The sequence below is a fragment of the Enterococcus sp. DIV2379 genome, assembly GCF_050542965.1.
Lineage (GTDB): Bacteria > Bacillota > Bacilli > Lactobacillales > Enterococcaceae > Enterococcus_D > Enterococcus_D entomosocium.
This window is the reverse complement of the sequence record NZ_CP172938.1, coordinates 1,518,700-1,539,119: the sequence shown is the minus strand read 5'-3', so window position 1 is coordinate 1,539,119 and position 20,420 is coordinate 1,518,700. Positions and strand designations below refer to the sequence as shown.

The following is a 20,420-nucleotide window of genomic DNA, read 5'->3' as shown; positions in this document are numbered from 1 at the left end:
GGGGACTGGGGTATTCCATGTGAATCTTCCTTTCTTTTTATTAGGTAAGTCACTGTGGAACATGCGTAAAAGACACAAAAAAACGCACGCTCCCAATAAGCATGCGTAAAAAACTCATGATCATTGTAGAGCTTTAGCACTATAGGGCGTAGATAGCAAATCTGCTATCAGCTACTTTGGGTTTAACCTTCACGATTAGACCTGTCCTACCAACTAAGTATCTCTCGATACTTTTGCGGCAGCAGCTTGTGTCCATATAGGAGCCTCACCTAACAATTATTTGTATAAAATGTCAGTTCGCCGGAAGTCTATCTTCCAACTACCCACATAATAACTGCTATCCTAGTCAATGTCAACCGCAACAATGGAAAAAAGCACCCTTTTTTCATAGATTTTCGTTGGTTTTCAAATGAAAGGTCTTACAATAAAATAACAACGTTAAAGAACTGGTGTGATTTTATATGTGACAAAACTTTTTTTACACGAACAGATAGAGAGAAATCCTCTCAAAGCAAAACCCAGAATCCATCAAGTCACTTCGGCTATCTCATTGAAGGAGAGAATGTAATAAATTTCCAAACTCGAATAAAAAATAGACAGCCATTTAAATAAACAGCTGCCTATTTCTCTTTCATATCCGATTCTGAAAAATGATTTTTTCTATATTCTTTCGATCCAGCTCTCACGAAAAATGATCTGCTAAAATTTTCAAGATTCGCCGACTAGCTTTCCCATCGCCATAGGGATTTTCTGCATGTGCCATGGCATTGTAAGCTTCTGGATCCTCTAGTAGTCGCTTCGTTTCTTGATAAACCGCAGCTTCAGACGTACCGATCAGTTTTAACGTACCTGCAGCAATTCCTTCTGGGCGCTCTGTTGTATCTCGCAAGACCAAAACAGGAACGCCTAACGACGGTGCTTCTTCTTGGACACCACCAGAATCCGTCAAAATCAATGTGCTTTGATTGGCAACATTGTGAAAATCAATGACATCTAAAGGCTCAATCAGCGTGACATTTTCTAGTTCCCCAAGTATCTCCAAAGCAATCCCTCGGACTTGAGGATTTTTATGCATAGGAAAAACCACTTTGATGGTTGGTTTCTCCTTAGCGATCTTCGCTAAAGCGCGGAAGACTTGCTGCATCGGAACACCTAAGTTCTCGCGACGGTGCATTGTCAGAAGAATCATGGTTTGATCTGCTGCAGAAAGTTCTGGATGCTGATAGTCCTCCGAGATCGTATAACGCATCGCATCAATGGCGGTATTTCCCGTTACAAAAATTGCAGCTTTATTGCGATTTTCCGCTAATAAATTTTCTTTGCTTTGGACAGTTGGCGCAAAATAAAAATCCGCTAATACATCGATCAGCTGACGATTGGCTTCCTCCGGATAAGGAGATTTTTTGTTCCATGTACGCAAACCGGCTTCCACATGCCCCACAGGAATCTGCTGATAGAAAGCTGCCGTCGCGGCTGCATAAGCTGTGGTCGTATCCCCGTGGACGAGTACGATATCAGGGGTTTCTTTTTGCAAGATTGGTTCCAGATCCAGCAAAACTTTGGTGGTGATTCCTGTCAAAGTTTGCCCTAAAGTCATAATATCCAGATCATAATCTGGAATGATTTCAAAAACCGTTAAAACTTGATCCAACATTTCTCGATGCTGCGCCGTCACCACAACGATCGATTCAAAACGCGGGTCGTTTTCCAATTCCTTTACTAGTGGCGCCATTTTGATGGCTTCCGGTCTGGTACCGAACACAGACATCACTTTGATTGTCATTTGGTCACCCGCTCCTCTACTTCTCATTGCTTCTATTATAACGAAGAAAACAGAAAAACAAAATGGTTGTTCCAACAAAAAAAAGAAACGACCGCTAAAAGGCCGTTTCTTCAGTATCCAGCTTAAATAGTATCTCCATTGAAAATCGAATTTTTCACGATTACGTAATCCACTTTACGAATCGATTCTAAATCTTTTCCACCTGCATAAGAGATCGATGACTGCAAGTCTTGCTGCATTTCAACTAACGTATCTTTTAAAGAACCTTTGTATTGAATCCAAATTTTCTTTCCTTCTACGTTTTTCTTTTCACCTTTTTGAAATTCTGATGCAGAACCAAAGTATTCTTTCATTACAACGCCATTTTCTACCTTGGTTTCCCCTGGTGATTCTTCATGCCCAGCAAACAATGAACCGATCATGACCATGGTTGCACCAAAGCGGACAGATTTAGCGATATCGCCGTGTGTCCGAATGCCACCATCTGCAATGATTGGTTTGCGAGCAGCTTTGGCACACCAGCGTAATGCTGCCAATTGCCATCCGCCAGTCCCGAAACCAGTTTTGATTTTTGTGATACAAACTTTCCCTGGTCCAATACCGACTTTTGTTGCATCTGCGCCAGCGTTTTCCAATTCACGAACTGCTTCTGGCGTTCCAACATTTCCAGCGATCACAAACGTTGCTGGTAAATGCTTCTTGATGTGTTGAATCATATTGATCACGGCGTTTGAGTGACCATGGGCAATATCGATCGTGATAAAATCAGGAACAAGCTCTTTCTCAGCTAGTTCTTCTACAAAGGCATATTCATTTTCTTTGACACCTACGCTGATAGAAGCAATCAAGCCGCGGCTTTTCATTTTTTTGATGAATGGAATCCGTGCTTCTTCATCAAAGCGGTGCATAATATAAAAATAGCCATTTTCAGCTAAAAATTCTGCGATTGAATCATCAATAATTGTTTGCATATTTGCAGGAACAACAGGCATTTTAAACGAGTGTCCGCCTAATGTCACCGTGGTATCACATTCTGAACGGCTGTTCACGATACACTTGTTAGGAATCAGTTGTATATCTTCGTAATCAAAAACTTTCATGTCAAACATAAAAATATCCTCCAAATCTTACTAAGAGTGAAGCAAGCATCAAATGGCATCAGCCTATTTTTAACGCCCACAACAATTTAAACCACCTGGAAATGAAATACAAGCTTTTTAGAAATACTTTTTGAAAAAAAAGGATGAATGTTCGTCTTTCGCGAACATTCATCCTTATAACAACTGAATAAAACGGAATTTACGTATAAATTAAGGTAAGATGTTCCCTGCTGCTTTATACACTTCATACCATTCATGGCGGGTCAATACGATCGAAGAAGCTTGCGCAATTTCTTCAATTCGATGCGGGGTCATCGTTCCGGCAATCACTTGCATATTTGCTGGATGACGTAAGATCCACGCAGATGCGATGCCAGTCGGCGTTGTTTGATACTTGTTCGCTAGTTCGGTTAATTTTTCGTTTAACTCTGGGAATTTCTCGTTGCCGATAAAGACCCCTTCAAAGAAACCATACTGATACGGAGACCAAGCTTGGATCGTCATCTCATGCAAACGAGAATATTCCAAAATTTCTCCATCATGGTCGATACTGCCAGCATCCGTCATATTGACATGAATCCCTTGATCGATCATCCCTGTATGCATGATCCCGAATTGCAGTTGATTCGCTACTAAAGGTTGCGAAACATATTTTTTCAATAGCTCGATTTGACCAGGTTTTTGATTGCTGACACCGAAGTATTTCACTTTACCGTCTTTTTCTAATTGGTCAAAGGCTGCTGCCACTTCTTCTGGTTCAAACAAAGTGTCAGGGCGATGCAATAATAATGCATCTAAATGATCAGTTTTCAATCGTTGCAAACTACCTTCCACAGAAGAGATAATATGCTCTTTCGAAAAATCAAACATTTCACCTGGAACGATGCCGCATTTTGATTGAATAAACAAATCTTCTCTTTTAGCTGCCGTTTTTGCTAACGCTTCTGCAAAAATCGTTTCACATTCACCGCGACCATAAATATCCGCATGGTCAAAGAAGGTAATGTCATTTTCAATCGCAGTCGTCAAGACCTTCACAGGATCTTTAGCATTGTTGATTCGCATCAATCCTAAAATCACGCTGGATACTTCTAAATCAGTGGGACCGAATTTAATTTTTTTCACGTAAAGTTCCTCCTTATTTAAACTACATTCCTATTTTATCACAACAAGATGAAAACGCTATACCAACGTCAAAAATACCTCCCATAAAACGAAAACCACCAGCACAACCGATTGGTTCTACTGGCAGCCCTCCTTTTTTTCAGTTTGTGTTATGCACAGAAATATTCTTTACTTCATCGCCTTTGATGAGTTGCTATATTGCAAGGCTTTATCGCCGATATCGTTTCGGTAATATAAGCCAGATAAAGACAACCTGCTGATTGCTTCATAGACGTTCTTTTGTGCAGCAGCTAAATTCTCAGCTGATGCTTCCACAAGAAAAACGCGCCCACCAGCTGCCGTCAAACCACCTTGGTCGGCAGCTTCATCCACTCCTGCATAAAAGAATTGCGTTCCTTCTCCTTCAGGGCTTGGGACAGGCATTCCTTGCTGATACTTGCCTGGATATCCTTGAGAGGCAATCACGACACCGATCGAAGCCGATTGATTCCATTGGATCGTAGGTACTTGGTCCTGTAAGAGATCATCAATGATCTGGGCTAGACTGCTTTCTAAACGACTTAACACGACTTGTGTTTCTGGATCGCCGAAACGCGCATTGAATTCGATGACTTTCGGTCCATCATTGGTAGCAATCAGACCTGCATAGAGAATCCCCGTAAACGGTGTATTGTTGCGAATCATCCCTTTTGCTGCAGGAAGTAAAACTTCTGCTACCGCTTGATCGACCATTTCTTGCGGAATCTGCGGTACCGGCGTATAAGCCCCCATACCTCCTGTATTCGGACCTAAATCGCCATCGAAGGCACGTTTATGGTCTTGGGCAATGACCATTGGATAGACGGCTTCGCCCTTCACAAATGCCAATAGCGAAAACTCCTCGCCAGCCAAAAACTCTTCGATCACCACTTTTGCACCACTTTCACCGAAAGCATTTTGCTCCAGCATCGCTTCGACTGCTACGTTTGCTTCTTCAATGGTTTCCGCGACAACCACGCCTTTGCCCGCCGCTAAACCATCTGCTTTGATGACGATTGGCGCACCTTTACGTTGGATATAGGCTTTTGCCTGGGCACTATCTGTAAAGCTTTGATAGTCTGCTGTTGGAATGTGATTGGTTCGCATCAATTCTTTGGCAAACTCTTTTGATCCTTCAATCATCGCTGCTTGGCGATTGGGGCCAAAAATTTCCAAGCCCGCCCCCTGAAAATCATCTACGATGCCATTTAGCAACGGAACTTCCGGACCAACGAAGGTCCAATCAACCTCCTGCTCTTGAGCAAAAGCAATTAGACTTTCATGATCGGACTCTTCAATTGCGACTGTCTTAATCCCGTCTTTTCGCATACCGGGATTGCCCTTCGCACAAAAGACTGTTTCCACTTGAGGATCCTGCAGAAACTTTTTTGCGACGGCATGCTCTCTACCGCCACTACCAATAACAAGTATTTTCATCGTCTTCTCCTATTTCTTAGTGTTTAAAATGACGAACACCAGTAAAGACCATCGCCATACCGTATTTATCTGCCATGTCGATCGACTCTTGATCTTTGATACTGCCACCAGGTTGAATAATCGCTTTGATTCCTTGTTGCGCTGCATATTCAACACTGTCATCCATTGGGAAAAAGGCGTCGCTTGCCAGCACTGAACCAGCCAGTTTATTGTTTTCACGGGCTTGTTCGACGGCGATTTTCACCGAACCCACGCGGTTCATTTGACCAGCGCCGATCCCGACGGTTTGCTGTTGATTGGCTAAAACGATGGCATTAGATTTCACGTGTTTCACCGCTTTCCAAGCAAATGCCAAAGCTGCGATTTCTTCTGGTGTCGGCTTTCTCTTTGTCACCACGGTCCAATCTTCTGGTGTTTCCATTTGATCATCTGGTTCTTGCACCAATAAGCCCCCAAGGACAGAGACAACTTCTGGCTGTTTGACTGCTTTTTCGAAATCAACAACCAGCAGGCGCAGATTTTTTTTCTTCGTTAAGATTTCTAGTGCTTCTTCTTCAAATGCAGGTGCAATGATGATCTCAAGAAAAATCCGCTGCAGTTGCTCCGCAGTTGCCACATCAACTGGACGATTCAAAACAATGATCCCGCCAAAAATCGACACTGGGTCTGCTTCGTAAGCTTCTTGGAAAGCTTCAGCAATCGTTTCTCCACTTCCGATTCCACATGGATTCATGTGCTTGAGGGCTACCGCAGTCGGCTCTGTAAATTCTTCTGCGATCCGCAAGGCAGCATCAGCATCTTTAATGTTGTTGTAAGACAATTCTTTGCCGTGGATTTGTTTTGCGCTGGCAATCGAATAGGGCACGGGTAATGCATCTTGATAGAAGGAAGCTTTCTGATGACTATTTTCACCATAACGCAATGTTTGTTTCAAAACATAGGTTTTCGTCAAGGTCTCTGTTTCTGTTTCAGCCACCGCTTTGGTCAAGTATTCACCAATCAAGGCATCGTAAGCGGCGGTATGGCGGAAGACTTTGGCAGCTAATTTCTTTCTTGATGCCAACGTCGTATTGCCTTCCTTCAGCTCAGTTAAAACCCAGTCGTAATCCTCGGGATCAACGACAACAGTTACTGAGGCATGATTTTTCGCCGCAGAACGTAGCATACTTGGTCCGCCGATGTCGATATTTTCGATTGCGTCGGCTTCTGTGACGTCAAGCTTACTGATGGTTTCTTTAAATGGATAAAGATTGACGACAACAAGGTCGATCGGTAAAATGCCATGCTCAGCCATTGCCTCCATATGAGAAGGCAGATCACGCCGTCCTAACAGACCACCATGCACCCGTGGATGTAGCGTCTTGACCCTACCATCCATCATTTCAGGAAATTCTGTGACCGCTTCGATGCCGATCGGTTGAAGCCCCGCTTGTTCCAAGGCCGTTTTTGTCCCGCCAGTTGAGATAATCTCAAATCCTAAATTGGTCAATTCTTGGACAAATGGTACGAGTCCTTCTTTGTCAGACACACTGATTAATGCACGTTTATTCACGATTCGATAGCCCCTTTTCCACGATTTCAGCTAAAACAGCTGGATAGATTTGATGTTCTACTTGATGAATTTTTTCTGTCACATTTGCTAATGTATCGTCGGTGTCGATCCGAACGATTTCTTGGGCAATGATTGGCCCTGTGTCAATGCCGGCATCGACATAATGAACCGTCACTCCCGTCACTTTCACGCCGTAAGCGAAGGCATCGGCGATCCCAGATTTACCTGGGAAACTCGGCAACAAGGAGGGATGGATATTGATGACTCTGCCTTCATAAGCGGATAATAGAGTGTTGCCGATGATTCGCATATACCCTGCTAAAACAATAAAATCGATGGCATGATCCTGCAATTCTTCGATCAATTTATTTTCAAAGGCTGCTTTTGATGCAAATGCCGCTGGCTCTATGACAAGCGTTTCATAGTCTCTCGCGCGGGCTTTTTCTATTACTGGCGCTGTAGGTTTATCGGAAAAGACCAACCCGATCTGCGCTCCTTTGATTTTATTTGCTTGGATCGCATCGGCGATTGCTGTAAAATTGCTGCCCGTTCCAGAAGCAAAGACGGCGATCCTCATCGGACTGCCTCTTTGAAGCAAACGGCTTCGTTGTTACGTTTGGTCACTTTACCGATCCGGTATGCTTGTTCTTCATTGGCGGATAGAAGTGCCATCACAGCCGCAACATTTTCTGGCGCAACGGCTAAGACCATACCGATACCCATATTGAAAATCTCGAACATTTCTTGATGAGGAATCGCGCCATGAGTAGCGATCATATCAAATATTGGCAACTGCGGCCAAGTGTCTAAGGCGATTTCTGCCGCCAGACCTTCAGGCAGCATCCGTGGGATATTTTCAACAAAGCCGCCACCAGTGATATGAGAAATTCCAGCTAACAATCCTTCTGTCAATAAAGGTTTCAGTGCATCAACGTAAATTCTCGTTGGCGTCAATAAACTTTCTGCAAGCGTTTGGTTACCAAGTTCCGCAAACGTTTCTGCTCCTGTATAGCCATGCTGTTCAAAAAAGATTTTTCTGACTAAAGAGTACCCATTGGAGTGAATGCCTGAAGAAGGCAAACCAATCAGCTCATCGCCTTCTTTAATGGTTTCTCCAGTGATCAAGCGACTTTTTTCGACGATCCCTACGGCGAAACCAGCAAGATCATATTCTTCTGGCTGATACATCCCCGGCATCTCAGCGGTTTCCCCACCAATCAGGGCAGCCCCCGCTTGCACACAGCCCTCTGCGACACCAGCAATGATTTGTTCGATCTTTGCCGGATCGTTTTTACCAACTGCAACATAGTCAAGGAAGTAGATAGGTTCTGCCCCTTGAGCGACGATATCATTCACGCACATCGCGACGCAATCAATGCCGATCGTTGTGTGCTGTTCTTGTTGGATCGCCAACAAAAGCTTGGTTCCTACACCATCTGTCCCAGAAACGAGTACCGGTTCTTTCAATTGGTACGATGATAAGTCAAAACAGCCACCAAAGCCCCCGATTGCCCCCATCACGCCTAGCCGTTCTGTTCGTTTCACATGCTTTTTGATCCGTTCGACTACTTCATAACCGGCTTCGACATCGACACCGGCTTTTGCATATGCATTTGCCACGTTCGTTCCTCCTCAATCATTCATCCGCTTTTCTTCATTCAGCTCATTCGTCGTTAACGCAAGTAAACCAGCGGTCCTTCACTGCTTCGTTTGAAAAACCATTTTTGCCTACTATTTATTCAGCTTATTCAGCTAAAGACGCGAGATAGTTTTCTTCATAATCATACAAAGGGGTTGGATAATCGCCATTGAAATAGGCCATACACAATCCTGAGTAAGGTGCGTCGAAATCTAAACCGATCGCTTCGATCAACCCGTCTTCACTTAAAAAGGCCAAAGAATCTGCTTCGATTTTTTCACAAATCTCAGCTTCCGTATATTTGGCTGCGATCAATTCTTTCCTCGTTTGAATGTCGATCCCGTAAAAACATGGATAGCGCAAAGGCGGCGAACCGATACGCACATGAACTTCTTTGGCACCTGCCTCTTTTAGCAGTTGCACGATACGGCGGCTGGTGGTTCCTCGGACGATCGAATCGTCGACTAGAATCACTCGTTTGCCTTCGACTACGCCACGAACAGCTGAGAGCTTCATTCGCACGCCTTGCTCTCTTAACTCCTGTGTCGGTTGAATAAACGTTCGTGCAATGTATTGATTTTTTACTAAGCCCAATTCATAAGGAATACCTGAAGCTTCTGCGTACCCGCTGGCAGCAGATAAGGATGAATTCGGTACACCAATGACCATATCCGCTTCGATCGGCGCCTCTTTTGCCAAGCGACGGCCCATATTTTTACGGGCACGATGAACATTGACGCCAGCGATGTTGGAATCAGGACGGGCAAAATAAATAAACTCCATCGAACAAATCGCCGGTTGTACTTCTTGGGTATACTGCTCGATTTGAATGCCTGCATCATCAATGATCACGACTTCGCCCGGTCGGACATCACGAATAAATTCCGCACCGATGACTTCCAACGCACAGGTTTCTGAAGCCACCACATAAGCACCATTGACCATTTTCCCGATTGACAATGGCCGAAAGCCATTGGGGTCTAGTGCTGCGATCATGGCATTTTCCGTCAGTAAAAGGTACGCAAATCCACCTTTAACTTGATTTAATGCCTCCTTGACCCGATCCATAAAAAGCGGTTCTTCGCTGCGACGGATCAAGTGCATGAGAATCTCTGTATCGGAATTCGAGTGGAAAATCGCACCAGCCTCTTCTAATGATTTCCGTAGACTTTTCGCATTCGTCAAGTTGCCGTTATGAGCTAAGCCAATCTGCTGATCAAAAAATTTGAATAAAAATGGTTGAATATTATCAACGCTACCATTACCAGCAGTTGCGTAACGAACGTGACCAATGGCAGCATCTCCTGTCAGACGCTGGAGGACACGTTCATCCGAAAACACTTCCGCTAGCAACCCTAAATCACGGTGACCATTGAGTTTTCCCGCATCATTCGTGACGATCCCAGCACCCTCTTGGCCGCGATGTTGCAAACTGTGTAGTCCGAAGTAGGTGACACGAGCGGCATCTGGATGACCCCAAACACCAAAAACCCCACATTCCTCGTTGAGGCTCTTTACTTCATTAAACATGGAATGGCTTCCTCCCATTTCAATTTCGCCTCAGTAAGGGGCATCTCGATCGTATCATCTTGTGCTTGTATGCGAATCTGGCCATCAGCAGTCACTTCCCCGATCGCTATTGCAGCAGCACCTACCAGTGCTTCAAAAGCTGCTTGCTTATCAGGTGCGACTGAAAGCACAAAACGGGATTGGGTTTCTGAAAACAATTGTGCTGCTGGCAATGACACGGTCACATTTAGACCAAAGCCCTTGTCAAAAGCGGATTCGGCTAAAGCGATCGCTAAACCACCTTCGGCACAGTCGTGGGCACTTTGAACAAGACCTGCTTGGATCGCTGCGATAACCAAATGTTGGTTTGTTTTTTCTGTTTCAAGATCAAAGGACATTAAACGCCCAGCGATCTTTCCTGTCTGCAGTTTTTGCAATTCAGACCCATTGAAATCAGCATGGGTTTCCCCTAGGACATAGATCACATCCCCTGCTGCTTGGAAATGCTGCGTCGTGATATGCGCCAGCTCTTCGATCAATCCGACCATCCCAATTACAGGCGTTGGATAGACCGATTGTCCGTCCGTTTCGTTGTATAAGGAGACGTTCCCAGAGATTACTGGTGTCTCTAGTACACGACAAGCTTCTGAGATCCCGTCAGCAGCCGTAGATAACTCCCAGAATCCTTCTGGTTTATCTGGCGAGCCGAAGTTAAGGCAGTCAGTGATCGCCAATGGACGCCCACCGGAAGCGACGATATTTCGAGCAGCTTCTGCAACTGCGATCTGTCCACCGACTTCAGGATCTAAGTAAAGGTAACGAGCATTACAGTCAGTCGTCATCGCCAAGGCTTTATTGGTTCCCTTGATTCGTAAAACGGCCGCATCACTGCCGGGTCCTACCACGGTATTGGTACGAACTTGCGAATCGTAGGTTTCAAAAATCGAGCGTTTCGAAGCGATCGTCGGCTGCTGCAGCAGATCCGCAAATACAGACGTTGCTGAATGAATCACTGGAACAAAGTCCGGTGTTTCCTTAAACACTTTGATCCGTGCTGGTTCTGCCATCTCTTTGTAGTAAGTCGGTGCATCTTCAGCTAAAGCATCCACTGGTAAATTAGCGACTTCCTGTCCATGATGGAACAAACGATAGTTGCCATCATCCGTCACTTCACCAATCACGACTGCTTCTAGATCGTATTTCTTAAAGAGGGCTTCCACTTCAGCTTCATGCCCATTTTTGACACAGATCAGCATTCGCTCTTGGGATTCTGACAGCATCATTTCATAAGGCGTCATATTGGTTTCTCGCTGTGGGACATCATCTAACGTTAAGCGCAAACCTGATCCGGCTTTTGATGCCATCTCGGCACTAGAAGAAACCAATCCAGCAGCGCCCATATCTTGAATCCCGACTAAAATGTCCGAATGATCCACGATCAATTCCAAACAAGCTTCCAACAAGAGTTTTTCCATAAAAGGATCACCGACTTGTACGGCGGAACGTTGTTGTTCTTCTCCTTCGACAAATTCTTCCGATGCAAAAGTCGCCCCGTGTATCCCGTCGCGTCCTGTTTTTGCGCCGACATACATGATGGTGTTTCCAACACCTTTGGCTTGCCCTTTTTGAATATCCTTGTGAGCAATGATCCCTACACACATGGCATTGACTAATGGATTGCCTTCATAACAAGGATCAAATGCCACTTCACCACCGACGGTCGGAATCCCAATACAGTTGCCATAGCCACTGATCCCAGCAACGACTTCTTCCAAAAGATATTTCGTTCTTGGATTATCTAACTCACCAAATCGTAAGGAGTCTAAAACAGCAATCGGTCTTGCTCCCATACTGAAGATGTCGCGGATGATTCCACCAACACCAGTTGCTGCTCCTTCATAAGGTTCCACCGCAGAAGGATGATTATGGCTTTCCGCTTTAAATACGACAGCTAGATCATCGCCGATATCCACGATACCCGCACCTTCTCCCGGACCTTGCAGTACTTGCGGCCCATCTGTCGGGAATTTCCGCAAAACAGGTTTGGAATTTTTGTAAGAACAATGTTCACTCCACATCACTGAAAAGAGTCCAGTTTCGGTATAGTTTGGTAAACGTCCCAAAATATCTTCTGAGATCATCCGATATTCTTCTTGGGTCAATCCCCATTGCTCGTATAATTTCGTGTCTTTGATTTCTTGTGGTGTAGGTTCTTTTACGATCATTTTATCCATTTACCGGCACCTTCCCAAAATTTTTCAATAATGAAGCAAAAAACTTCTTGCCATCTTCTGAGCCTAATAAACTTTCCATCGCTCGTTCTGGATGAGGCATCATGCCTAGGACATTGCCTGCTTTGTTGCAGATACCAGCGATATTGTGTAGACTGCCGTTGACGTTATCTTCATAACGGAAAACGATTTGATTGTTGGCAACCAATTCCTGATAAGTCGTTTCATCACAATAATAATTGCCCTCACCATGAGCGACAGGAAGCGTAATGACTTGATCCGTTTCATATTCAGAAGTAAAAGCTGTTTGATTATTCACTTGCAGACGGACCGGCTTGCAAATAAAATGCAATGATTCATTTCTTTGTAAAACCCCTGGTAACAAGCCCGCTTCCGTTAAAATTTGAAACCCATTGCAGGTACCAAAGACAGGTTTGCCTTCATTTGCTAAACGAATGACCTCTGACATGATCGCTGAAAAACGAGCGATTGCACCGCATCTCAAATAGTCACCATAGGAAAATCCTCCTGGGAGCAAAACACCGTCAAAACCGGCTAAGCTTTCTGCATCATGGCGCACATATTCTGCTTCTGCACCCATGATATCTTTGATTGCCCACATCAAATCAACATCACAATTTGATCCAGGAAAGACGATCACTGCAAATTTCATAGGGCTGCTTCCTCCATTTGAACTATTTCATAACGGTAGGTTTCCATATTGACGTTTGCTAAAAGTTTGTCACAGATCGCTTCAATCTCCTCTGCTACTGCTGCTTGTGTTTGATTGTTGGAAGGTGTCACTTTGATTTCAAAGTATTTCCCGATGCGAATATCACTGACATCTTGATATCCTAAGCGATGAACAGCTCCTTTGACGGCTTCTCCTTGAGGGTCCAAAACAGATTCCTTATAAGTGACGTAAACTTTGACTAAATACATGTTGAATTCTCCTTTTCTAAACGATTTAAAACTTCTTCATAAACAGGAACGATGTCCCCTAAATCACGACGATAGACATCTTTATCAAGATGTTCATTTGTACCCATATCCCATAAGCGGCAAGTATCTGGTGAGATCTCATCAGCCAGGAGCAACTCGCCCTTCTTGGTTTTGCCGATCTCGATTTTAAAATCGATCAGTTGAATCTGGATACTTGCAAAGATTTCCAGTAACGCAGCGTTGACTTGTAGCGCCAGTTTTTTGATCTGGTCCAGTTCCTCTTTTGTGGCAAGACCCAGATAGAACACATGATCGTCATTGATAAACGGATCATCTAAGCGATCCTCTTTGTAGTAAAACTCCACGATCGGCTTTGGCAGTCTGGTTCCTTCTTCGATGCCCAAGCGCTTTGAAAAACTACCAGCAGCCGTATTGCGAACAACGACTTCTAAAGGAATCATGGTGACAGCTCGAATTAATTGTTCGTGTTTAGACACTAATTGAAGAAAGTGACTTGGGACATTTTTATCAGCTAAACGCTGAAAAAGATGCGCAGTGATCTGATTGTTTAGGGCACCCTTCCCTGCGACTGCATCTTTCTTTAAACCGTTCAGCGCAGTTGCTTGGTCCAGATAAAGGACTCTCAACACATCTTCTTCGTTGGTTTTAAACAATTTCTTGGCTTTTCCTTCATAAAGAAGCACTTCTGATTCCATATTCCACCTCAGTTAAGTATTATTTTTCACATAGCGATGACACACATCTTTATTTGGTTATTATTCTAACAACGCTGAAAAAGCGGGTCAACGATTATCTGTACATTTATACATTAATAAACACGAATGTTCGTTTTTTACCCCATCAAACAAGTTTACCTCTCCCGTTTGACTGGCGAAGGGTTTTATAAAGCGTTTACAACATTCTATTTTCATGCTATATTTAGGTCGTATTGTAGCTACATTCAAGGAGGAGTACTATATGTGGTCGCTAAAGAATCGTGCTGAACTTTTTTTAGCTCATTTAACAGACAAAGAAAAACAACAGCTCCATAACGAATTATTGGCCGTGCAGCAAATCCTTTCCATTAACCAACAAACGAGTTTCTATGTATTCAGTCCCTTCAAAAAAGGGGCACGTCCTCACTATGCAGAAGAACAAAAAAGAGTTCTACAATTTCAAAATGGCCGCAATGACGAATTGATCATTCACCAGATACATCGTCAAAGCTTATTTAAACATACGTATTCTTTCCGTATTTATTTTAATTTAGAAGAAACGGACTTTTCTTTTTTAGACGATCTTTTGCATCTTTTGAAGGAACAAAGTCAAGCCCCTACCTTTAACTTAAGTCACGCTACGCACTGACGGGTAATCACTAAATAAAAATAAGATAAAATAAACAAAAGCCCGAAATTTTACGGGCTTTTTTTGTTATACTGTTTTCAGACAAAAGAAAGGACACGATTATGCTATTTACAAAACAGTCATTTGATGCTTTTGCTTTAGAAACATTAGAAGAAAGAATGGAAAAAATCCGTTCAGAGATCCAGCCGGTTTTCCAAACCATCGGCGAGGCAGCGATCCCATTATTTGAAGAAAGCTGTCAAGACCCTTTTTATTTGCATATCGCACAGCATCGGCGTAGAACCGTCTACCCTCCTGCCGAAACGTGGGCGGGGATCGGCCCTAACAAGCGTGGTTATAAAATGGATGCCCACTTTCAAATTGGAATCAATCAAGCGTATGTCTTTGTTTGGCTCAGTGTGATCGATCAACCGAAAAATCAAGCAACGATCGCGGAATCTTGGCTGGCTCAAAAAGAATTATTTGATCACTTGCCAGCAGACTTTACGCTATCTCCTGATCATACCAAGTATGACCACTCTCCAATCGCTAAATGGCCAACCTACTTAGAACGATTACAGAAAGTCAAAAAAAGTGAACTTCAATTTGGCAAGATCTTTCCAAAAGAAATGATCGAAGAAGTTGAGATGGCGGATATTTTAGCAGTTTATCAAACGCTGTTGCCGCTTTATCACGCCCGTTTGTCGGCACTAAAGGAGGAACAATAATATGTCAGAAAATCGGCGGTCTCGCAACGAAAAACCAGCGAAAAAACCTAAGCGTTTCGTCTGGCTGGCACTACCTGCCGCCTTATTAGTACTTGGTGGCGGTTATTATGGCTATACGGTCTATCAAAATCGGCAAGAAGAAGCAGCAGCAAAAAAAGTCCTCAATTCCTTTATCGATGCTATATCTGATCAGAAGTACAGCGATCTATCTGCTTTACTGACCGAAGAAAGTTTGGAATCAAACGGCTTTACCGCAGACGAAGTCTCAGCAAAATACGAAGCGATTTTCACTGGTATCGGTGCCGAATCATTTAAAGCTTCAGGAATTGAGGTAACGCCCGATGATAAGGATTCCGATCAATTCAATTTCCAATACAACGGTTCCTTAACCACCTCGTTAGGTGAATTAACAGAGCTGTCTTATAGTGGCACGATTACTCTGACTGATGACCAAGCCAAGATCGATTGGTCGCCTCAATTGATTTTTCCGGGAATGGAAGGACAAGACAAAATCAGTATCTCGGTAGATAATGCCACACGCGGAGAAATCCTCGACCGAAATAATGAACCGCTAGCAGAAAATGGCACGCTCTATCAACTAGGCGTCATTCCGGGGCAGCTGGGTACGGGAGACGAAAAAACCGCCAATATCAAAGCAATCGCGGAACGTTTTGACCTAACAGAAGATGCGATCGATCAAGCATTGGCGCAATCGTGGGTCCAAGATGAGTTGTTCGTTCCCTTAAAGATTATCGAACCAACCGATGAAATGCCAACTGGAACAAGTTTAAAAGAAACGACGGGACGGACTTATCCTCTTGGAGAAGCCGCTGCCCAGTTGATTGGTTATCTAGGGAACGTGACTGCAGAAGATATCGAAAAGGATGAAACGCTAGCAAGCAACGGACAAATTGGTCGTAGTGGTCTGGAAGCTGCCTTTGACAAAGAGTTGCGGGGCGAAAATGGCGGAAAAATCGCCATCACAGATGAAGACGGTGCTGAAAAATCGGTTCTTTTAGAAAAAGAACGGGCAGATGGTAAAGATATCCAACTGACCATTGACGCACAAGCCCAAAAGACAGCTTTTGACGCCTTACAAAATCAGGCGGGGTCCACGGTCGTCACAGAACCAAAAACCGGTGATCTGCTGGTATTAGCCAGCTCACCGAGTTATGATCCCAATAAAATGACCCAAGGGATCTCCCAAGAAGACTACGATGCGTATGAACAAAACGAAGACTTGCCTTTCATCAGCCGCTTTGCTACGGCCTATGCACCAGGTTCGACCTTTAAGACCATCACGGCAGCGATTGGCTTAGAAAATGGTACGATCGACCCTACCCAAAGTATTGCGATCGATGGATTGAAGTGGCAAAAAGACAGCTCGTGGGGGGACTACTTTGTCACCAGAGTCAGCGACGTAGCTTCTGTCAATCTAAAAGATGCACTGGTTTACTCTGATAACATCTATATGGCACAACAAACCTTAGCTATGGGTGAAGATGCTTTTCGTAACGGTTTGTCGAAATTGATTTTTGGTGAAACGTTGGATTTACCGATTGCGATGAATCCTGCTCAAATTTCCAATGAAGACTCCTTCAACTCAGAGATTTTACTGGCAGATACCGGCTATGGACAAGGAGAACTGTTACTGAATCCCATTCAGCAAACTGCTGCTTATTCGGTCTTTGCCAATCAAGGAAAACTGGTTTATCCTCGTTTATTGAAAGAGACAGAACAAAAGGACAAAGAAGTCTTTAAAGCAGAGACGATTGAGCAAATCAATCAAGATTTAACGGCGGTTGTCTCAGATGCCAACGGAACGGCACACTCTTTGGCAGCGCTGAACATTCCACTAGCTGCCAAAACAGGAACTGCTGAAATCAAAGAAAAGCAAGATGAAAAAGGCCAAGAAAACAGCTTCTTATTCGCCTTCGATTCGCAAGATCAAGGATTTCTGATGGTTTCCATGTTAGAAGATCGCCAGGATAACCAATCAGCAACTGGTTTAGCCCCTGATCTATTGACCTATTTAGCTGAACATTATTAAAAAAAAAGCCGCAACCTTAAGACGGATGTCTCAAGGTTGCGGCTTTTTTTATTCGGCTAAACCGACACGTTCAAAAATCGTGTCAACTTGTTTTAAATGATGGTTGTAATCAAACGCATCGTCCAAGTCGGCTTTGGTCAAAACATCCGTGATTGCTGGATCAGCTTCTAACAATGGACGGAAATCCATTTGTTCATCCCAAGCTTGCGCTGTTTTTGGCTGAACCAAGTCATAGGCTTGCTCTCTTGTCATTCCGTGATCGATCAATTTCAACATCACTCGTTGGCTGTAGATCAATCCAAAGGTCGCATTCATATTGCGCTTCATATTCTCTGGGAAAACGGTCAGATTTTTGACGATATTGCCAAAGCGATTCAGCATGTAATCGATCAAAATCGTCGTATCCGGAATAATGATCCGTTCTGCCGATGAATGTGAGATATCCCGTTCATGCCAAAGGGAGACATTTTCATAAGCCGTCACCATATGACCGCGAACGACTCGTGCAAGTCCGGCCATATTTTCAGAACCGATTGGATTACGCTTATGGGGCATAGCAGAAGAACCTTTTTGTCCTTTGGCGAAGAATTCTTCGACTTCCCGCGTTTCTGATTTTTGTAGTCCACGGATCTCGGTGGCAAATTTCTCAATGCTGGTTGCGATCAATGCCATTGCTGAGAAATATTCTGCATGCAGGTCACGAGGCAATACTTGCGTGGAAATATCTTGCGCACGAATCCCTAGTTTTTCACAGACATACTCTTCGACAAACGGAGGGATATTTGCAAAGGTTCCAACGGCACCACTGATCTTGCCCGCTTCGACCCCTTTTGCAGCCCGCTCAAAACGTTCGACATTGCGTTTCATTTCTGAATACCACAAGGCTAATTTCAAGCCAAAGGTCGTTGGTTCCGCATGAACACCATGGGTACGTCCCATCATCACGGTATGCTTGTATTCTTTGGCTTTTTCGCCAATGATCGTCACGAAACGGTTCAAATCTTCACGAATCAAATCGTTGGCTTGTTTCATCAAGTAGCCATACGCCGTATCAACAACATCCGTTGACGTCAAGCCGTAGTGGACCCATTTACTTTCATCACCCAAAGATTCAGAGACTGCTCGTGTAAAAGCAACTACATCATGTCGCGTTTGCGCTTCGATCTCTAAGATACGGTCGATATCAAAGGATGCTTTTTCACGAATCAATGCAACATCCTCTTTCGGTATCTCTCCTAATTCCGCCCAAGCTTCGTCAGCTAAAATCTCGACTTCTAGCCACGCTTGGTAGCGATTTTGATCGGTCCAAATAGCACCCATTTCTGGTCTTGTATAACGCTCTAACATGTTTTTATCTCCTTTAATCCCAAATATTGGTTTGATAGATTTCTTCAGTGGTTTCTGCAATATCTTCCGTCAAAATAGTGATATGTCCCATTTTGCGACCGGTTTTTGCTTCTTCTTTGCCATAGTAATGAAATTGCCAAGCAGGTTTTGTGGCAATCAACTCATAGGTTTCTGTCAATTCATCTCCTAAGACATTGACCATGACTGCAGGTGAAAGCAAAGAAACTTCCGGCAACGGCCAGCCACAGATGCCGCGGATATGAGCGTCAAACTGACTCATGGAACAAGCTTCGATCGAATAGTGACCCGAATTATGCGGACGTGGCGCCAATTCATTGACATACAAGCCGCCGCTTTTGGTCAGGAACATTTCGATGGCTAAAACGCCTTGCAGATCCAATGCCTTCGCAATAATATGAGCGATCCGTTTGGCTTCTTCGGCAACTTCTGGATCAATGCGCGCAGGAGCAATCGTTTGATGCAAAATATTGTTGCGGTGGATGTTTTCTACCACTGGGAAAGTGGTAAAGGTTTCTCCATTGCCGGCAACTAAAATCGATAATTCTTTTTCAAAAGGAATCCATGCTTCTAATTCGCAAGTTCCTTCGCGAAGTAAATTCATGGAAGGCGCCAAATCAGCCGTACTGTAAAGCACGTGCTGTCCTTTTCCGTCATAGCCGCCTCTGGTGGTTTTTAATACACAAGGGTAACCAATGCTATCGATGGCATCTTGGATGTCTGTCGGGCTGATGATCGTGGCATAAGGTGCAATCACGATATTGTTTGCCTCTAAAAATGACTTCTCTAACAAACGATCTTGAGTGATTGCTAACAGATCGGTGCCTTGAGGGATATGTGAGTAAGGCAAAATAGAGTTCAATGCTTCAACACTGACATTTTCAAATTCATAGGTGATTACATCGGCACGTCGAGCCATTTCTTCTAAAGCAAACACATCATCATAGGCAGCAACAATATGCCAATCAGCGACTTGGGCTGTTGGACAATTGGCAGTAGGGTCTAAAACGCCAACCCGAAAGCCCATTTCTTTGGCACTCATTGCCATCATACGACCTAGCTGTCCTCCGCCAACGATTCCGATCGTTGCGTTGGGCATTAAAGGTTTAATCAAGTTGATCACTACTTTCCAATACGATTTCTTTTAATGTATTTCTTCGTGCGTCTAATTTCTCCGCTATCTCTAAATCATACATGGAAAGCATCTGGGCTGCAAGTAGTCCTGCGTTAGTTGCGCCAGCTTTTCCGATCGCCGTTGTTGCTACTGGTACACCACCCGGCATTTGCACGATCGATAAAAGGGAATCCAAACCGTTTAATGCGCGTGATTGGACGGGAACACCAATGACCGGCAATGTTGTTTTAGCTGCCACCATTCCCGGCAAATGGGCAGCGCCACCCGCTCCTGCAACAATGACTTTAATCCCTTTTTCTCGGGCTGTTTCTGCAAATTCGAACATCAAATCTGGTGTACGATGTGCCGAAACGACTTTTTTCTGATAAGGTATCGCTAACTCATCTAAAATCAAGCAGCACTCCTTCATTGTTTCCCAATCTGATTGACTTCCCATAATCACTGCAACTGCTGGTTTCATTC

The 20,420-nt window shown here is 44.0% G+C and carries 18 protein-coding genes and 1 riboswitch; of the genes, 3 read left to right on the top strand and 15 right to left on the bottom strand.

Annotated elements, in window-relative coordinates; all coding sequences use genetic code 11:
• Positions 1 to 112 precede the first annotated feature (112 nt).
• Positions 113 to 284: riboswitch (M-box (ykoK) riboswitch) on the bottom strand.
• Positions 285 to 682: 398 nt separating this feature from the next.
• The 12 genes from wecB to purC form a co-directional block, all read right to left on the bottom strand.
• Positions 683 to 1,783: a non-hydrolyzing UDP-N-acetylglucosamine 2-epimerase gene (gene wecB / locus IGI92_RS07100; protein WP_008381437.1), complete on the bottom strand. Its 1,101-nt coding sequence runs from the start codon at positions 1,781 to 1,783 to the stop codon at positions 683 to 685.
• Positions 1,784 to 1,905: 122 nt separating this feature from the next.
• Complete coding sequence (guaC, locus tag IGI92_RS07095; RefSeq protein WP_081487946.1) at positions 1,906 to 2,883, bottom strand: GMP reductase; 978 nt, start codon at positions 2,881 to 2,883, stop codon at positions 1,906 to 1,908.
• 210 nt (positions 2,884 to 3,093) lie between these two features.
• A complete protein-coding gene (locus IGI92_RS07090) occupies positions 3,094 to 4,008 on the bottom strand; it encodes an aldo/keto reductase (RefSeq protein ID WP_005236385.1) in 915 nt (304 codons plus the stop codon).
• Between the two features lie 168 nt (positions 4,009 to 4,176).
• Positions 4,177 to 5,463 (bottom strand): phosphoribosylamine--glycine ligase, encoded by a 1,287-nt coding sequence (gene purD, locus IGI92_RS07085; RefSeq protein ID WP_430608370.1) that lies wholly within the window; start codon positions 5,461 to 5,463, stop codon positions 4,177 to 4,179.
• 16 nt (positions 5,464 to 5,479) lie between these two features.
• Entirely contained in the window at positions 5,480 to 7,015 is a 1,536-nt protein-coding gene (gene purH / locus IGI92_RS07080) for a bifunctional phosphoribosylaminoimidazolecarboxamide formyltransferase/IMP cyclohydrolase (protein WP_430608369.1), read from the bottom strand.
• Positions 7,008 to 7,592, bottom strand: coding sequence for a phosphoribosylglycinamide formyltransferase (gene purN / locus IGI92_RS07075; RefSeq protein ID WP_086317291.1), 585 nt, complete (start codon positions 7,590 to 7,592; stop codon positions 7,008 to 7,010). Before purN ends, purH begins: the two co-directional genes overlap by 8 nt.
• Positions 7,589 to 8,635: a phosphoribosylformylglycinamidine cyclo-ligase gene (gene purM / locus IGI92_RS07070; RefSeq protein ID WP_005236392.1), complete on the bottom strand. Its 1,047-nt coding sequence runs from the start codon at positions 8,633 to 8,635 to the stop codon at positions 7,589 to 7,591. Before purM ends, purN begins: the two co-directional genes overlap by 4 nt.
• A 124-nt stretch (positions 8,636 to 8,759) precedes the next feature.
• Complete coding sequence (gene purF, locus IGI92_RS07065; protein ID WP_016613330.1) at positions 8,760 to 10,184, bottom strand: amidophosphoribosyltransferase; 1,425 nt, start codon at positions 10,182 to 10,184, stop codon at positions 8,760 to 8,762.
• Positions 10,169 to 12,397, bottom strand: a complete 2,229-nt coding sequence (gene purL / locus IGI92_RS07060; protein ID WP_430608368.1) for a phosphoribosylformylglycinamidine synthase subunit PurL — start codon at positions 12,395 to 12,397, stop codon at positions 10,169 to 10,171. The genes purF and purL overlap by 16 nt, the downstream gene beginning before the upstream one ends.
• Positions 12,390 to 13,067: a phosphoribosylformylglycinamidine synthase subunit PurQ gene (purQ, locus tag IGI92_RS07055; protein ID WP_016620871.1), complete on the bottom strand. Its 678-nt coding sequence runs from the start codon at positions 13,065 to 13,067 to the stop codon at positions 12,390 to 12,392. Before purQ ends, purL begins: the two co-directional genes overlap by 8 nt.
• Positions 13,064 to 13,336, bottom strand: a complete 273-nt coding sequence (purS, locus tag IGI92_RS07050) for a phosphoribosylformylglycinamidine synthase subunit PurS (protein WP_005230018.1) — start codon at positions 13,334 to 13,336, stop codon at positions 13,064 to 13,066. Before purS ends, purQ begins: the two co-directional genes overlap by 4 nt.
• On the bottom strand, positions 13,327 to 14,052 hold the full coding sequence (gene purC, locus IGI92_RS07045; RefSeq protein ID WP_016620872.1) for a phosphoribosylaminoimidazolesuccinocarboxamide synthase: 726 nt from the start codon (positions 14,050 to 14,052) through the stop codon (positions 13,327 to 13,329). The genes purS and purC overlap by 10 nt, the downstream gene beginning before the upstream one ends.
• Positions 14,053 to 14,266: 214 nt before the next feature.
• Here purC and IGI92_RS07040 point away from each other — a divergent pair, with 214 nt between their 5' ends.
• From IGI92_RS07040 to IGI92_RS07030, 3 genes are all read left to right on the top strand, one after another.
• A complete protein-coding gene (locus tag IGI92_RS07040; RefSeq protein ID WP_086332312.1) occupies positions 14,267 to 14,701 on the top strand; it encodes a hypothetical protein in 435 nt (144 codons plus the stop codon).
• Between the two features lie 101 nt (positions 14,702 to 14,802).
• Positions 14,803 to 15,408 (top strand): DUF1054 domain-containing protein, encoded by a 606-nt coding sequence (locus IGI92_RS07035; RefSeq protein ID WP_430608367.1) that lies wholly within the window; start codon positions 14,803 to 14,805, stop codon positions 15,406 to 15,408.
• Position 15,409: 1 nt separating this feature from the next.
• On the top strand, positions 15,410 to 17,458 hold the full coding sequence (locus IGI92_RS07030; RefSeq protein WP_430608366.1) for a penicillin-binding transpeptidase domain-containing protein: 2,049 nt from the start codon (positions 15,410 to 15,412) through the stop codon (positions 17,456 to 17,458).
• 48 nt (positions 17,459 to 17,506) lie between these two features.
• Here IGI92_RS07030 and purB read toward each other — a convergent pair whose 3' ends face one another.
• The 3 genes from purB to purE are packed head-to-tail and all read right to left on the bottom strand — an operon-like array spanning position 17,507 to position 20,418.
• On the bottom strand, positions 17,507 to 18,805 hold the full coding sequence (purB, locus tag IGI92_RS07025) for an adenylosuccinate lyase (RefSeq protein ID WP_034878615.1): 1,299 nt from the start codon (positions 18,803 to 18,805) through the stop codon (positions 17,507 to 17,509).
• A 13-nt stretch (positions 18,806 to 18,818) separates the two neighbouring features.
• Positions 18,819 to 19,946, bottom strand: coding sequence for a 5-(carboxyamino)imidazole ribonucleotide synthase (gene purK, locus IGI92_RS07020; RefSeq protein ID WP_016613325.1), 1,128 nt, complete (start codon positions 19,944 to 19,946; stop codon positions 18,819 to 18,821).
• Entirely contained in the window at positions 19,930 to 20,418 is a 489-nt protein-coding gene (gene purE, locus IGI92_RS07015) for a 5-(carboxyamino)imidazole ribonucleotide mutase (protein WP_005236418.1), read from the bottom strand. The genes purK and purE overlap by 17 nt, the downstream gene beginning before the upstream one ends.
• Positions 20,419 to 20,420: the final 2 nt, after the last annotated feature.

Coding starts and splice junctions, on each gene's coding strand:
- wecB (WP_008381437.1), bottom strand. CDS start 1,783: ATGACAATCAAAGTGATGTCTGTGTTCGGTACCAGACCGGAAGCCATC.
- guaC (WP_081487946.1), bottom strand. CDS start 2,883: ATGAAAGTTTTTGATTACGAAGATATACAACTGATTCCTAACAAGTGT.
- purD (WP_430608370.1), bottom strand. CDS start 5,463: ATGAAAATACTTGTTATTGGTAGTGGCGGTAGAGAGCATGCCGTCGCA.
- purN (WP_086317291.1), bottom strand. CDS start 7,592: ATGAGGATCGCCGTCTTTGCTTCTGGAACGGGCAGCAATTTTACAGCA.
- purF (WP_016613330.1), bottom strand. CDS start 10,184: ATGTTTAATGAAGTAAAGAGCCTCAACGAGGAATGTGGGGTTTTTGGT.
- purL (WP_430608368.1), bottom strand. CDS start 12,397: ATGGATAAAATGATCGTAAAAGAACCTACACCACAAGAAATCAAAGAC.
- purQ (WP_016620871.1), bottom strand. CDS start 13,067: ATGAAATTTGCAGTGATCGTCTTTCCTGGATCAAATTGTGATGTTGAT.
- purS (WP_005230018.1), bottom strand. CDS start 13,336: ATGTATTTAGTCAAAGTTTACGTCACTTATAAGGAATCTGTTTTGGAC.
- purC (WP_016620872.1), bottom strand. CDS start 14,052: ATGGAATCAGAAGTGCTTCTTTATGAAGGAAAAGCCAAGAAATTGTTT.
- IGI92_RS07040 (WP_086332312.1), top strand. CDS start 14,267: ATGCTATATTTAGGTCGTATTGTAGCTACATTCAAGGAGGAGTACTAT.
- IGI92_RS07035 (WP_430608367.1), top strand. CDS start 14,803: ATGCTATTTACAAAACAGTCATTTGATGCTTTTGCTTTAGAAACATTA.
- IGI92_RS07030 (WP_430608366.1), top strand. CDS start 15,410: ATGTCAGAAAATCGGCGGTCTCGCAACGAAAAACCAGCGAAAAAACCT.
- purB (WP_034878615.1), bottom strand. CDS start 18,805: ATGTTAGAGCGTTATACAAGACCAGAAATGGGTGCTATTTGGACCGAT.
- purE (WP_005236418.1), bottom strand. CDS start 20,418: ATGAAACCAGCAGTTGCAGTGATTATGGGAAGTCAATCAGATTGGGAA.